At 43.5% G+C, this 14239-nt stretch carries 12 protein-coding genes; 2 read left to right on the top strand and 10 right to left on the bottom strand.

Annotated elements, in window-relative coordinates:
• Window positions 1-26: 26 nt before the first annotated feature.
• Window positions 27-1070, bottom strand: coding sequence for a DNA polymerase III subunit delta (holA, locus tag F0145_RS07215; RefSeq protein WP_150087648.1), 1044 nt, complete (start codon window positions 1068-1070; stop codon window positions 27-29).
• A gap of 205 nt (window positions 1071-1275) precedes the next feature.
• On the opposite strand from holA, the gene tyrS reads away from it, so the two are divergent.
• A complete protein-coding gene (tyrS, locus tag F0145_RS07210) occupies window positions 1276-2583 on the top strand; it encodes a tyrosine--tRNA ligase (RefSeq protein WP_150087647.1) in 1308 nt (435 codons plus the stop codon).
• Between the two features lie 161 nt (window positions 2584-2744).
• Here the strand turns inward: tyrS and F0145_RS07205 are convergent, their stop codons facing one another.
• Both F0145_RS07205 and F0145_RS07200 read right to left on the bottom strand, forming a co-directional pair.
• Window positions 2745-2960: a histone H1 gene (locus tag F0145_RS07205; RefSeq protein ID WP_150087915.1), complete on the bottom strand. Its 216-nt coding sequence runs from the start codon at window positions 2958-2960 to the stop codon at window positions 2745-2747.
• Window positions 2961-3079: 119 nt separating this feature from the next.
• Complete coding sequence (locus tag F0145_RS07200) at window positions 3080-4327, bottom strand: aminotransferase class I/II-fold pyridoxal phosphate-dependent enzyme (RefSeq protein ID WP_150087646.1); 1248 nt, start codon at window positions 4325-4327, stop codon at window positions 3080-3082.
• Window positions 4328-4534: 207 nt separating this feature from the next.
• Between F0145_RS07200 and accC the strand changes: the two genes are divergently transcribed.
• A complete protein-coding gene (gene accC, locus F0145_RS07195) occupies window positions 4535-6037 on the top strand; it encodes an acetyl-CoA carboxylase biotin carboxylase subunit (RefSeq protein ID WP_150087645.1) in 1503 nt (500 codons plus the stop codon).
• Here accC and bshB1 read toward each other — a convergent pair.
• The 7 genes from bshB1 to F0145_RS07160 form a co-directional block, all read right to left on the bottom strand.
• The gene (gene bshB1 / locus F0145_RS07190; protein ID WP_150087644.1) at window positions 6034-6753 is read right to left on the bottom strand and encodes a bacillithiol biosynthesis deacetylase BshB1; all 720 of its coding nucleotides are present in this window, start codon (window positions 6751-6753) and stop codon (window positions 6034-6036) included. The two genes, accC and bshB1, sit on opposite strands and share 4 nt — an antisense overlap.
• Before the next feature lie 4 nt (window positions 6754-6757).
• Window positions 6758-7834 carry a M23 family metallopeptidase gene (locus F0145_RS07185; RefSeq protein WP_150087643.1) on the bottom strand — a complete coding sequence of 359 codons (1077 nt, stop codon included), beginning with the start codon at window positions 7832-7834 and terminating at the stop codon, window positions 6758-6760.
• Window positions 7835-7959: 125 nt separating this feature from the next.
• A complete protein-coding gene (gene trxB, locus F0145_RS07180; RefSeq protein WP_150087642.1) occupies window positions 7960-8898 on the bottom strand; it encodes a thioredoxin-disulfide reductase in 939 nt (312 codons plus the stop codon).
• A 184-nt stretch (window positions 8899-9082) separates the two neighbouring features.
• On the bottom strand, window positions 9083-9946 hold the full coding sequence (locus tag F0145_RS07175) for a sigma-70 family RNA polymerase sigma factor (RefSeq protein WP_026464485.1): 864 nt from the start codon (window positions 9944-9946) through the stop codon (window positions 9083-9085).
• Between the two features lie 230 nt (window positions 9947-10176).
• Window positions 10177-12318, bottom strand: a complete 2142-nt coding sequence (gene pnp / locus F0145_RS07170) for a polyribonucleotide nucleotidyltransferase (protein WP_150087641.1) — start codon at window positions 12316-12318, stop codon at window positions 10177-10179.
• Between the two features lie 110 nt (window positions 12319-12428).
• On the bottom strand, window positions 12429-12704 hold the full coding sequence (gene rpsO / locus F0145_RS07165; RefSeq protein WP_150087640.1) for a 30S ribosomal protein S15: 276 nt from the start codon (window positions 12702-12704) through the stop codon (window positions 12429-12431).
• A 107-nt stretch (window positions 12705-12811) separates the two neighbouring features.
• Window positions 12812-14233 (bottom strand): LptF/LptG family permease, encoded by a 1422-nt coding sequence (locus F0145_RS07160; RefSeq protein WP_150087639.1) that lies wholly within the window; start codon window positions 14231-14233, stop codon window positions 12812-12814.
• Window positions 14234-14239: the final 6 nt, after the last annotated feature.

Here is a 14239-nt window from a genome sequence, read left to right as displayed (position 1 = left end):
AACGCCCCGCCCCATATATTATTGGTTTAATTTATTAAAACTTCTTCCGGAATGGGATGCAGAATTTTAAAGACCAGCTCCCGTAATATTTCGCCGTCGGCCATGTTTCCGCCTTCAATGCCTTTCGATTGCAAATCGGCCACCCGAATAAAATGAATAATTTGCACGGTACGGGCATAATTATAAATGCGCATGGCCTGCAAATATTCTTTTACTAAAAAACTGCGGTTACCTAAACTCTTGCTAATAGCACTTTCGGATTTATCGGGAGCCGCGTGTAAACACAACAGCTTCGTAAAAAAAGAAAACAGCAAGGTAATATTAGGAATAAGCGGGTTGTTTTTGGGGTTTGCTTCGAAATAATTAACAATCCGGTTGGCTTTTAAAACATCCTGGTTAATAAGGGCGGTTTGCAGCTCAAAAATATTGTAATCTTTGCTGATGCCTACGTTTTCCTGCACCAGATTTTCCGAAATGGTTTGGCCTTCTTTCAGGTTGATAGCCAGTTTGTCAATTTCGTTGGCTAACCGCGAAATATCGGCGCCAATATATTCGCTTAAAAGTAAGGTAGCTTTGGGGTTTATTTGTAAGCCTTTATTTTTAATGTAGCTGTTAATCCAGGCGGGTACCTGGTTATCGTACAGCTTTTTGGTAGTAAGCAGAACGGCGTGTTTATTAACGGTTTTGGCAAAAGCCTTGCGGCCATCTAACACCTTGTGTTTATAGCAAAACACCAAAACTGTGCTGGGCAATGGGTTCTGGAAGTAAGCTTCCAGTTGTTTAATGCCGGCTTCTTTATCAATATCGGCGGTGGCCTGGGCTTCTTTTACAATAACAACTTGCCGTTCGGCCATCATGGGGTAACGCTTGGCCTGCAGCAGAATAGTTGCCACGTCTACATCTTTGCCGTATAATACTACCTGGTTAAAACCTTTATCACTTTCCGATAAAACCTTTTCCTCAATAAAATTCGCAATTAAATCAATATAATAGGGTTCTTCGCCCTGCAAAAAGTAAATGGGCGCGTATTGCTTATTCTTAAGTTTAACTAATATTTCGTCGGCAGTCATAAAACAAAAATACGGCAGCAAACCCGAAGGAACAAGTAAAGCGCTAATTAGGTTTGCTCTTGCCGAACCAGGCTATTTACTGTTGACCATTAATAAAAACTCTTCCAATATTCCGGCTATTGTTTTTTAAGGCGGCCCAAAATTTCCGCTATCTTTGCACCGCAAAAAAAGCAGGTTAACTAACTGCTTCAGCTAATTACAAAACATGAACCTGATTGAAGAATTAAGATGGCGGGGCATGCTGCACGATTTCATGCCCGGCACCGCAGAACAACTGGCCTCCGGCATGACTACCGGCTATATTGGTTTTGACCCAACTGCCCACTCTTTACATATTGGCAACCTGGCCACCATTATGCTGTTGGTGCATTTGCAGCGCGCCGGCCACAAACCCATTGCCTTGGTAGGCGGCGCTACCGGCATGATCGGCGACCCTTCCGGTAAATCGGCCGAGCGGAATTTATTATCGGAAGAAGTTTTACAAGCCAACCAGGCCGGTATTCACAAGCAGCTAACCAAATTTTTAGATTTTAATTGCGGCGCCAACTCCGCCGAAATGGTGAATAATTACGATTGGTTTAAGGAATTTAGCTTTCTGGGATTTTTGCGCGAAGTAGGCAAACACCTTACAGTTAACTACATGATGAGCAAAGATTCGGTTAAAAAACGGATTAACGCCGACGAAGAAGGCGATCGGGCTGAGGGTCTCTCCTACACCGAATTTGCTTACCAGTTAATTCAGGGTTACGATTTTTACCATTTGTACAAGCATAAAAATGTACTGCTGCAAATGGGCGCCTCCGACCAGTGGGGTAATATTACCACCGGTACCGAATTAATCCGGCGCATAGATGGCGGTAAAGCTTTTGCTTTGGTGGGTAAACTGGTTACCAAAGCCGATGGCACTAAATTCGGGAAATCGGAAGGTGGCAACGTTTGGCTCGATCCTACTCTAACCTCACCTTACCAGTTTTACCAGTTTTGGCTAAACCTGGCCGACGATGAAGCTAAAAAATTAATTAAGGTTTATACCCTTTTGCCCCAGGAAGAAATTGAAGCTTTAGTTAGTCAGCACGACGAAGCGCCGCATTTGCGTACCCTGCAAAAAGCCTTGGCCAAAGATGTAACTACCCGGGTACACTCCGCTGAAGATTATTTGGCAGCCGTTGAAGCCTCCGAAATATTATTTGGTAAAGGCGATATTAGCGCTTTAAAGAAATTACCGGAAGCTTTGCTACTGGCTGTATTTGAAGGCGTTCCCCTGGTTTCGGTTACCCGCCAGAACTTAGAAAATGCGGCTACGGTATCAGATTTGCTGGCCGAGGCGACGCACAACCAGATTTTTGAATCGAAAGGCGAAGCTAAACGCATGATTCAGAATGGTGGCGTGAGCATTAACCGGCAAAAAGTAACTTTAAACGATGCTGGAAACGCTTTTGAATTACTGCACCATAAATATTTGGTGGTTCAAAAAGGCAAGAAAAATTATTTCTTGATTGCTGTTTCGGAATAGAAATTTTATTGCAGAAACTAATTATATATTCTCACTAGCCAAAATGCTATAAGGTTAAAGAATACAAAAGCTGTAAGCAGAATAAAAATAGCTTAAAACTAAAAAAAGTGACCGGAGCGGTCACTTTTTTTGTTTGTGTTCAGCTTTAAATTAAGTTCGGCTTACTTTTTTGCTTTGCTTGCTTTAGCTGCATCTTCGTTGGCAGTATTATTTTTCATATCCTGCACCTCTTTACGAAGCTCTTGCGCTAAATTCTTCAGGTCTTGCATACCTTTACGAACACGCGTACCTGCAGCGGAATTGCCTTTCTCGTAGAACTTCTCGAAGTCTGCTTCTAGCGACATTACTAAATCTTTTACTTTACTGAACTGGTTCATTAGTTTTTTGTTATGTGTGTGGAACATGTATTTGATCGCTCTAATATAGTAAAAATTGAATTAGAAGCAAAAAAAACGCATTATTTTACTATTTAAAGCGAAATCAACTTATTATTCTTCTACGAAACAGCTGGTATTGCAGTTTGTTTAGAGTAAATTCCTTGTTCTAACTTTTGCGATATTTTCTCAAAAGCACTAATGGTTTCTTCCACATCTTCTAAAGTATGGGCAGCCGTTGGGATTAACCGGAGCATAATTACGTCTTTCGGCACCACTGGGTAAACCACAATCGAACAGAAAATACTAAAGTTTTCGCGTAAGTCCAGTGTTAAAGCAGTAGCATCCGGAATTTGTCCTTTTAAAATTACGGGTGTAACGCACGACTGGGTAGTACCAATATTAAAGCCCCGGCTCCGTAAGCCATTTTGCAAGGCGTAGGTAACTTCCCATAACTTATCTTTTAACTGCGGTTGCGTCCGCAATAATTCCAAACGTTTAAGGGCACCAATTACCAAAGGCATTGGTAACGATTTGGCAAAAATCTGGGAGCGCATGTTGTAACGCAAATATTCAATTACCTGCTCGGGGCCGGCTACAAAAGCACCAATGCTGGCCATCGACTTGGCAAACGTCGAAAAATAAACATCAATGCCATCCTGCACCTCAAAATGCTCGCCGGTTCCGGCGCCGGTTTTTCCCTGGGTACCAAAGCCGTGGGCGTCATCAATAAATAACCGGAAGTTATATTTTTCTTTTAAAGCAATAATAGCTGGCAGGTTACCTAAATTACCCGACATCCCGAAAACGCCTTCGGTAATCACCAAAATAGCGCCGCCGGTTTCGCCCACCATGCGGGTAGCCCGCTGCAGTTGCTTTTCCAGGTTATCCATGTTATTATGGGCGTACACAAAGCGTTTGCCCTGGTGCAGCCGAACGCCGTCAATAATACACGCATGCGATTCTGCATCGTAAACAATTACGTCGTGCCGGTCAACAAGCGCATCAATTATCGAAACTACTCCCTGGTAACCAAAATTTAGCAACAAAGCATCTTCTTTCTGCACAAAATCAGCTAGTTCGCTTTCCAGCAACTCGTGCTGCGTAGAATTACCCGACATAATCCGGGCACCCATCGGCGTTGCCATTCCCCATTCAGCAGCGGCATCTGCATCCACCTTTCGTACTTCCGGATGGTTTGCTAACCCCAAATAGTTATTTAAACTCCAGGTTAGCACTTCTTTACCCCGGAAAGTCATGCGGGGTTTTATTTCTCCTTCCAGTTTCGGAAAAGTAAAGTAACCATGTGCGTAATGCGAATGACTTCCTAGCGGGCCACGGTTAGCAAGTAATTTTTCAAATAAATCCACTATCTCTGGTTTTTATACAAAATCTATGAAACAAAGTACAACCTAAAAGTTTTAAGTTGCACCATTTTTTAGTGGGAACAAATTTATAAGTTTATCTTATCATATCCAATGATAGCACCTTGGCTTTTAATGCTAATTTAATGAAGGAGTGTTTTTAAATTAGGTGGTAAACCTGTTTCTTTGAACTATCAGGTAAGTAATTGCTTTATGAAAAAAATCAGCAAAATATTAGTAGCTAACCGGGGCGAAATAGCCTTGCGGGTAATGCGTTCGGCTAAAGAAATGGGAATAAAGACCGTTGCTATTTACAGCGAAGCCGACCGCTTAGCCTTACACATACGTTACGCCGACGAAGCCGTGTGTGTGGGCGGCCCAAAATCTGCTGATTCTTACCTGAATATTAATAAAATTCTGGAAGTTTGTAAGCAACTTAATGTAGATGCCATTCATCCGGGGTACGGCTTTTTATCAGAAAATGCCAACTTTGCCCAGGCAGCCGCAGCTGCCAACATTATATTTATTGGTCCGGAGCCAGCATCTATTCGTTTAATGGGAAGTAAATTGGCGGCCAAAGCTGCTGTAGCTAATTACAATATTCCCATGGTACCGGGCACGGATACAGCTATTACAAATATTGACGAAGCCAAGAAAATTGCCGCGCAGGTTGGTTTTCCTATTTTAATTAAAGCAAGTGCCGGCGGGGGCGGAAAAGGCATGCGCATAGTTTCAGAAGCCGCTTCTTTTGAGGAGCAAATGCAGTTAGCCGTAAGCGAAGCAATTTCGGCTTTTGGCGATGGCGCGGTATTTATTGAGAAATATATTGGTTCGCCGCGGCACATCGAAATTCAAGTACTAGGTGATACCCACGGCAATATTGTGCATTTATTTGAGCGGGAATGTTCTATTCAGCGCCGGCACCAGAAAGTAATAGAAGAAGCACCTTCATCGGTGTTAACCCCTGCCTTGCGGGCGCAAATGGGCCAGTGCGCTGTAGATGTAGCCCGGGCGTGTAATTACGTGGGAGCCGGTACCGTAGAGTTTTTGCTGGATGAAAATCTTAATTTCTACTTCCTGGAGATGAACACCCGGCTGCAGGTAGAACACCCCGTTACCGAACAGATAACCGGTTTAGATTTAGTTAAAGAACAAATTAAAATTGCGCAGGGCGAACCTTTAGCTTTCGGGCAGGAAGATGTGAAAATTTCGGGTCATGCGCTGGAACTGCGGGTATACGCCGAAGACCCGCTGAACAATTTTTTACCGGATATTGGCCGGTTAACCACCTACAAACGGCCCCAGGGTTTAGGCGTGCGGGTAGATGATGGCTTTGAAGAAGGCATGGAAGTACCTATTTATTACGACCCCATGATTGCCAAATTAATTACCTACGGGCATAACCGCCAGGAAGCCATCGACCGGATGATTCGGGCCATTGATGAATACCAAATTACCGGCGTACAAACAACCTTAGCTTTTGGCAAATTTGTGATGGAGCACGAGGCTTTCCGCTCGGGTAATTTCGATACTAAATTTATTCAGAATTATTTTGGGCCCGAAAGTTTAGCACCGGCAATAAATACCGATGAAGAACAGTTGGCGGCCGTACTAGCCGCTTTTTTCTACGAACAAAATAAACCCCAGGCTGCCGGTACTGCTTCTGAAAATAATTACAACACCGGATCAAACTGGAAAAAGAACCGGCTGTTTTAAATTAAATCAAACAGATTCCGAACCCCAATCTGGCGTTCCTTGGTAAAGCCTTCGCCGAATACCACCCCAATGGCATGGCCCATCTCGCGGGCCCGTGCTTCCACAAATTTTAAAAAGTTCGGGTCCGAAATATAGGTGTTGGGCGAGGTATTTTCCGGATCGAAAAACTGGGATTTAAAGGCTTTAATGGTAGCTAATTTTTCTTCCCAGAAATCGGTAATATCTACTACCAAATCCGGCTGAATATACCGGTCCTGAATATAATGGTAAACAGCTTTGGGCCGCCAGGCTTCCTGCTCCTGCCCAGCCTCATCAGTAGTTTTAATTTGTTTTAAACCGGCCAAAAAACAAGCTTCCGATGCAAAAGCCGAGCCCCGGCCATGGTCGGGGTGCCGATCGTGAAAGGCGTTGGCCAGAACAATTTCGGGCTGAAATTGCCGGATTACCTTTACCGCCGCCATTAACTGGTCTTTCTCGCTCCGGAAAAAACCATCGGCCAGGCCTAAATTTACCCTTATGTGCAAGCCCAATAATTTAGAAGCCGCCTCCGATTCCTGCGCCCGGATTTCAGGGGTGCCCCGGGTGCCTAATTCGCCTTGCGTAATATCAGCAACACCTACTTTTTTGCCTCGACGAATGTGCGAAATAATAGTACCCGCACAACCTAATTCAACATCGTCGGGATGAGAAGCAAAAGCCAGAATATCTAATTTCATAATATTATTTAATACGAATGCTGCGGCCAGGACGCAGGGTAGTGCGCCCCGAAATGCCATTTAACCGGGTAAGCTGCGAAACCGAAACGCCATAACGCTTGGCAATACCGCTTAACGTATCGCCACTACGGATTTTATGGGTTACAACTCTCCGGGCTGAACTGGTCCGGCTGCGGCTGGAAGTTTTTTTAACCTGATTATAATAATTAAATAAAGCTGCCGATATTTTAAATTCTTCCGCCATTAAAGCATAATCCGGAAAATCATACATGCGCTCCGGATCGAGCGGATTACCCTGGTAACGAACCTCAAAATGCAAATGCGACCCGGTACTCCGGCCAGTATTGCCGCCCCAACCAATTAACTCGCCCGCTTTTACATATTGTCCGGTTTTTACAATGGCTTGTTTTAAATGACCATACAAAGTTTCGAGGCCATTATAATGCCGTACTACTAAATAATTGCCGTAGCCACCGCCATCCCACTTCGAAATACGTACCACACCATCAAATACGGCCCGCACCGAATCGCCGGTATTTAGATCCAGATCGGTGCCGTAATGCCAGCGGTAACCCCGGAAACCAAAATCGGAAGTAACGGGCGTTTCGTTTAAGGGCATTTTACTATAGCGTTTATTGGCCGCATCTACCAGTTTCAACGGAATTTCTTCTTTAATCTGGCGGCCATCCATGTGGTAAGGATTAATATTCCGCGTGTCCCAAATGGCGTAATAACCCGCTACTTTTATCCAGGTACTATCTACCAGTACCTCCTCCGACATTTCGACAATACTTTGCTGCCCTAAATCGAGCGAAGAGGTATCTTCACTAACAATAGAAAGTTTCTTAGCCGGATTAAATGGTACCGACCTTCCGGCATCTGATTTATCATCCGGATAATCTTCATATTTAAGCAACACGGTTGTATCCGGCCGCACGTATTTAATCTGAGGCGATTTGGGTTTGAAGAATTCTTTTGATTTAGAATTATTACCTTTTCGTTGGGCATAGCCGGGCAGGTTACCCACCAACAAAAATATAAGCAGAAGTAAATAATTTATTTTAAGTTTATTCAATAACATTAGCCTTTAAATTTAGCTGCCTGGGGCTTGGTTTCGACAAATCAGGCATAATTTTTATTAACCACAGGCAGCTATTTTTATTGTATTGTAAATGCTGAATCTACTTAAAACAGAGATTCAGATAATTAGTGAATTTCGTTTGCTACCAAATAGCGCTCGGCATCCAGCGCGGCCATACAACCAGTTCCGGCGGCCGTAACTGCCTGGCGGTATTCATTGTCCTGCACGTCGCCACAAGCAAAAACCCCGTCTACGTTGGTTTTGGTAGAACCCGGAATGGTACGCAGGTAGCCTTGCTCATCGTGGTTAATGTAATCCAGGAATATTTTAGAGTTTGGTTCGTGCCCAATGGCCACAAAGAATCCCGAAACCGGTATTTCGGTTAATTCGCCGGTAACTGTATTTTTCAGCCGCACGCCTTCAACGGCCTGGTCGCCCAGAATTTCATCCGTTACCGAATTCCACATAACCTCAATTTTAGGATTGTTTTTAACCCGGTGCTGCATAATTTGCGAGGCCCGCATTTCGTCGCGGCGCACTATCATGTATACTTTGGAGCATAAGTTAGCCAGGTAAGTCGCTTCTTCGGCAGCAGTATCACCGGCTCCCACAATAGCCACTTCCTGTCCGCGATAAAAAAAGCCATCGCAAACCGCACAAGCCGAAACTCCATTGCCATTTAAACGGGCTTCTGAATCCAAGCCCAGCCATTTAGCGGAAGCACCCGTAGCAATAATAATTGTATGGGCCTCCATCGAATGACTGTCATCAATCGTAACTTTTAAAGGCTTACTCGAAAAATCAACGCCGGTGGCAATGCCATAGCGGATATCCGTACCAAAACGTGCCGCCTGGGATTTAAAATCCTCCATCATCTGGGGGCCGTTTACGCCCTGCGGATAACCAGGATAATTTTCAACATCATTGGTTATGGTAAGCTGCCCGCCGGGCTGTAAGCCTTGGTACATTACCGGTTGCAGACCGGCGCGGGCTGCGTAAATAGCCGCCGTATAACCAGCCGGACCAGAACCAATAATTAAACATTTTATAACTTCAGAATCCATTACTATTTAAAGTATTTTTTGTGGCTGCAATATTACAAAATATTCTGCAGCTAATTTCACTACCCCAAAACCAGAACCTTAAAATGAATAAGAATAAAAGAGGTGCTTTTGAGGAAAGAATGGCGTAACAAGCATAAAAAACAAAAAGCCTTAACTGGAGGGTTAAGGCTTTTTGTTTAATTTATTAACCTAAATATGGTTTCAGGGCTTTGCTGCGCGAGGTATGGCGCAACCGCCGGATGGCTTTTTCTTTAATCTGACGCACGCGTTCGCGGGTTAGGTTAAATTTTTCGCCAATCTCTTCGAGGGTTAAAGAATGTTCACCGTTTAAACCAAAGTAAAGCGTAATTACATCGGCTTCGCGTTTGGTTAAGGTAGATAAGGCGCGTTGTACTTCTTTACGCAAAGAGTCGTTCATCAGGCCGGTATCCGGCGATTCTTCATCTTCGTTTTCCAGCACATCTAACAACCGGTTTTCTTCTCCCTGCACAAACGGGGCATCTACTGATACGTGGCGGCCGGAAATTTTTAGGGTATCAACAACTTCAGAAGTGGTTAATTCCAGTACTTCAGCAATCTCTTCCGGAGATGGTTCGCGTTCGAACTTCTGCTCCAGTTCGGAGAATGATTTGGATATTTTATTTAAAGATCCTACCCGGTTTAAAGGTAAACGCACAATCCGCGACTGCTCGGCCAAAGCCTGCAGAATAGATTGGCGAATCCACCAAACGGCGTAAGAAATAAATTTAAAACCACGGGTTTCGTCAAAGCGTTTAGCGGCTTTAATTAAACCCAAATTACCTTCGTTAATTAAATCCCCTAAAGACAGTCCCTGGTTCTGATATTGTTTCGCTACCGAAACCACAAACCGAAGGTTGGCTTTCGTTAACTTTTCTAACGCAAACTGATCGCCTTCTTTAATGCGCTGGGCTAACGTTACTTCTTCGTCGGGAGTAAGCAAATCAACCTTACCAATCTCCTGTAAATATTTATCCAGTGACTGGCTTTCGCGGTTGGTTATTTGTTTACTTATTTTAAGCTGTCTCATTAGAGTATTGTCTAAATAATTTTATATTTTTTAATTAGTTAAGATCTTTCAGTTACAATTACCAGCTCTTTTTACATATGTTAGGGAGGTCATCACAACCTCCCTTTACCATGTTTTATTAAAAGCTAATCTTCTTTTTAGGGCTGAAGTAAGTGCTTTTATTATTTAATTAAAGTACTTACCTTTCTCGTAACTGAATTTATACTAAAATTAGTTCGCCGAAGCGCAGCTTATTTTTTTTCGCCTACATTTTCCGGTTTCGGCAACAATGCTTTCCGAGACAACTTAAATTTACCGGTTTTCTTATCTACGTCCATTAACTTTACTTTTATCTCTTCGCCAATTTCCAGTACACCTTCCAGGCTTTCTAAACGCTCCCATTTCACTTCCGAAATGTGCAGCAGCCCATCTTTGCCGGCCATAAACTCAACGAAGGCACCGTAAGGCTGAATAGATTTAACTTTACCTACGTAAACTTCCCCGATTTCAGGCACCGCCACAATAGCTTTTATTTTACGTACGGCCTCCTGCATGGCTTCCTGGTTCACCGCGAAGATATTAACGTAGCCTTTTTCGTTTTTCTCTTCAATCTGGATAGTTGCGCCGGTATCTTTCTGAATCTGCTGAATTACCTTACCGCCCGGCCCAATAACAGCCCCAATAAATTCTTTCTCTATTATTATGTTCTGCGAACGTGGTGTATGCGGTTTATAATCCACATTAGGCTGGGTAATGGTTTTAGCCATTTCGCCGAGGATGTGCAAGCGGCCTTGTTTAGCTTGGCTTAAAGCTTGCGACAAAACTTCGTTACTTAAACTCAGCACTTTAATATCCATCTGGCAAGCCGTAATACCATCTTTGGTACCAGCCACTTTAAAGTCCATATCACCTAAGTGGTCTTCATCACCCAGAATATCTGACAACACGGCAAATTTACCGGTTTCGGTATCAGTGATTAAGCCCATAGCAATACCAGCTACGGCACCTTTCACCTGTACGCCGGCATCCATTAAAGCCAAGCTACCGGCACAAACCGTAGCCATCGAAGAAGAACCGTTTGATTCCAGAATATCCGATACAATCCGGATGGTATAAGGATTTTCTTCTTCGCCCGGCAATACTTTACGCAAAGCCCGCATGGCCAAATTACCATGACCTACTTCCCGGCGGCCTGGGCCCCGGTTAGGTTTTACTTCGCCGGTAGAGAAAGCCGGGAAATTATAATGCAGGATAAATTTGTTGTAACCCGAGAACATAGCTCCATCAATCATTTGCTCATCGAGCTTGGTACCCAGGGTAACGGTGGTTAACGATTGGGTTTCGCCGCGGGTAAATACCGCCGAACCGTGCGTAGAAGGCAAATAATTCACCTCCGACCAAATAGGACGAATTTCATCCAGTTTACGACCATCTAAACGGAACCGTTCGTTTAATACTACGTTCCGGACCGCTGCCTTTTCGGCATCGTGGTAATATTTAGAAATTAACTCTTCGTCAACTTCCTGATCGGCCGGTAGTGATTCAATAAATTCTTTTTTAATAGCACCAAAAGCTTTTTTACGCTCGGCTTTAACCGGGTTGGCACCAGCGGCTACCTGGTAAGCTTTGTCGTAAACTGCTTTAAAAATCTGATCTTTCAGCGCTTCATCGTTATTTTCGTGAGAATATTCGCGTTTTTCCGTAGCACCTGCCTCCTGGGCAAAGTCTAGCTGCGCCTGGCACTGGTCTTTAATGGCTTCGTGCGCAAACTGTATAGCGGCCAGCATTTCTTCTTCCGATACCTCATTCATTTCGCCTTCTACCATGGCTACCCCTTCCAGAGAGCCACCAACAATCATGTCAATATCAGCCCGGCCTAAGTCGGTTAAGGTTGGGTTAATAATGAACTGGCCATCAATGCGGGCTACTCTTACCTCGGAAATAGGGCCATTGAATGGAATATCCGAAACCATAATAGCTGCTGATGCGGCTAAACCAGCTAAAGCATCTGGTAAAACTTCATTATCAGCCGAAATCAGGCTGATTAGAACTTGTGTTTCCGCATGGTAATCATCCGGAAAAGTTGGCCGCAGTACCCGGTCAACCAAACGGCTGATCAATATCTCGTAATCCGATAAACGGGCTTCTCTTTTAAGAAAGCCACCCGGAATTTTACCGGAAGAAGCAAATTTCTCCTGATAATCTACCGACAAAGGCAGGAAGTCTACGCCGGCCCGTGCTTCTTTAGCCGAAACTACCGTAGCCAGCAACATGGTGTTACCCATTCTTACCACTACCGAGCCGTCGGCTTGTTTCGCCAGCTTTCCGGTTTCCAGGGTAATTTCCCTGCCGTCGGCCAGACGTATGGTTTTATTTATAACTTTATAAGACATCTTTTAAAACATTAAAAAGCAGGCTGGTGCCTGCAAGAGATTTGTATGAAGAGAAAGGAACAGGTATAAAAATATTAGGGAACCCTTGTTATGAATTCCCTAATAGTTTATTATTTTCTTATACCTAACTCACTGATAATGGAGCGGTATCTCTCGATATCAGTTTTTGATAAGTAGTTTAAAAGTCTTCTTCTTTTACCAACCAGTTTCAGCAGGCCTAACCGGGTAGAAAAATCTTTCTGGTTAACTTTTAAATGCTCTGTCAGGTGGTTAATACGATGGGTAAACAGACCGATTTGCGATTCAGGAGAACCAGTATCGGTTTTAGACTTACTTAAACTGTTTTTTTCAAAAATTTCTTGTTTCGCTTCAGTTGTTAATTTCATCGGGGTATTTATACTTATCAATCTTTTTCCGAGTGTATTTATATATAAGGCGCAAAGTTACAAAAATGTTTCCTTTATTGGAAATATTTTCCTAAACTTTCCAATAGCTATAGTTTATTTTTCTTTAATCGTAAGCTTAATTTTCGCCAGAAGTCAATTTCGAGCAAGTTAGAATCGTTGCGGGCCTGGTACAGAAAGAAGAAACCAACCGGTAACAATATTAAATTGGCGGCCCACATACCCGCTGGCACCAGCACCAAGCCTTCACGGCCCCATTTTTCGCCCAATATGGTGAGCACGTAATAAATAATAAAAAACAGAATCGAAATAATTACCGGCATACCCAAACCGCCTTTCTTAATAATGGCTCCTAAAGGAGCACCAATCAAGAACATAATTAAACAGGCCGCCGACTGGGTATATTTTTTATAAATTTCAATTTCGTAGTTATTAGCTTCCCGGTAAGTCACTTTCCATTTATCGGCGGTAGAGGTGGTATAGCTGCGAATATTGCGGGCCTTGTTGGCCGCCGCCGAATAAATATCGCGGGTTACCGGCTCCAGCTTACGTTTTTTAGCCTGGGCAACTTTGGGTTTGGTAGCTCTACGGGCCGAATCTACGGGCAAGTAAGTATAGTAAGGGCTTATTTGCACACCGCTAATTTTCTTTTCCTGCTTTAATTGGCTCCGGAGCGAGTCGGTAACATGATCTAACTCTTTAATATTCAGCATCATTTTGCTGCCCTTAAACAATTCTTCGCGCGTACGATCTAAATTAAAAGAAGAAAGATTGAACAGCAGTTTATTTGTATTGAACTTTTGCCGGAAAAAACCAGCGCCATTATTATTGGTAGCCGACATAGAACCTTGCTGCGCCCCTTCGGCAAACAACTGACCATTAAAAAGGTCCAGCGCCAAATATTGTTCGTTAAACTTGGTGTACATGCGCCCCGAATCGGCCAGAATAACGTTGGTGTTGCCGTTAGCGTCGGAGTGGTCGTAAATCATAACTCCTTTCAGCGTAGAACCATCGTCGAACTTTTTATCTACTTTAATGCTGTACCCCGGAATGCCATTGTAAAATATTTTCTCCCGGATATCGAGCGAAGGTTTCTTTTGCCGGATATCCCAGAGCAGGCTGTAAGCTTTTAGATTGGCTTTCGGTACAATCTTTTCGTTAAAAAAGAAGGCCCCGATAGATAACAGTAACGCTACAAAAAAAACTGGCCGCAAAATACGGAGCAGCGAAATACCGGAAGTTTTAATAGCCGTTAGTTCATGGTGCTCGCCCAGGTTCCCGAAAGTCATTAGCGACGAAAGTAAAACAGCCAGCGGCAAAGCAACGGGCACCATGTTTAAACTAAAGTAACCCAGTAACTGAATAATTACCTGGATGCCTAAATCTTTGCCAACTAAATCGTCGAGGTATTTTAGCATATATTGCGTGAGCAGAATAAATTCTACTACCGCAAAGGTTAAAACAAAGGGACCTAAAAAAGACTTTAATATTAGTTTATCTAATTTTTTCATGTAGGG

Source organism: Adhaeribacter rhizoryzae, from assembly GCF_008629685.1.
In the GTDB taxonomy this organism is placed as follows: domain Bacteria; phylum Bacteroidota; class Bacteroidia; order Cytophagales; family Hymenobacteraceae; genus Adhaeribacter; species Adhaeribacter rhizoryzae.
Note: the sequence above shows the minus strand (reverse complement) of the source record. Positions and strands in the feature narration are given on the sequence as shown.

Coding starts and splice junctions, on each gene's coding strand:
- holA (WP_150087648.1), bottom strand. CDS start 1,070: ATGACTGCCGACGAAATATTAGTTAAACTTAAGAATAAGCAATACGCG.
- tyrS (WP_150087647.1), top strand. CDS start 1,276: ATGAACCTGATTGAAGAATTAAGATGGCGGGGCATGCTGCACGATTTC.
- F0145_RS07205 (WP_150087915.1), bottom strand. CDS start 2,960: ATGAACCAGTTCAGTAAAGTAAAAGATTTAGTAATGTCGCTAGAAGCA.
- accC (WP_150087645.1), top strand. CDS start 4,535: ATGAAAAAAATCAGCAAAATATTAGTAGCTAACCGGGGCGAAATAGCC.
- bshB1 (WP_150087644.1), bottom strand. CDS start 6,753: ATGAAATTAGATATTCTGGCTTTTGCTTCTCATCCCGACGATGTTGAA.
- F0145_RS07185 (WP_150087643.1), bottom strand. CDS start 7,834: ATGTTATTGAATAAACTTAAAATAAATTATTTACTTCTGCTTATATTT.
- trxB (WP_150087642.1), bottom strand. CDS start 8,898: ATGGATTCTGAAGTTATAAAATGTTTAATTATTGGTTCTGGTCCGGCT.
- F0145_RS07175 (WP_026464485.1), bottom strand. CDS start 9,946: ATGAGACAGCTTAAAATAAGTAAACAAATAACCAACCGCGAAAGCCAG.
- pnp (WP_150087641.1), bottom strand. CDS start 12,318: ATGTCTTATAAAGTTATAAATAAAACCATACGTCTGGCCGACGGCAGG.
- rpsO (WP_150087640.1), bottom strand. CDS start 12,704: ATGAAATTAACAACTGAAGCGAAACAAGAAATTTTTGAAAAAAACAGT.
- F0145_RS07160 (WP_150087639.1), bottom strand. CDS start 14,233: ATGAAAAAATTAGATAAACTAATATTAAAGTCTTTTTTAGGTCCCTTT.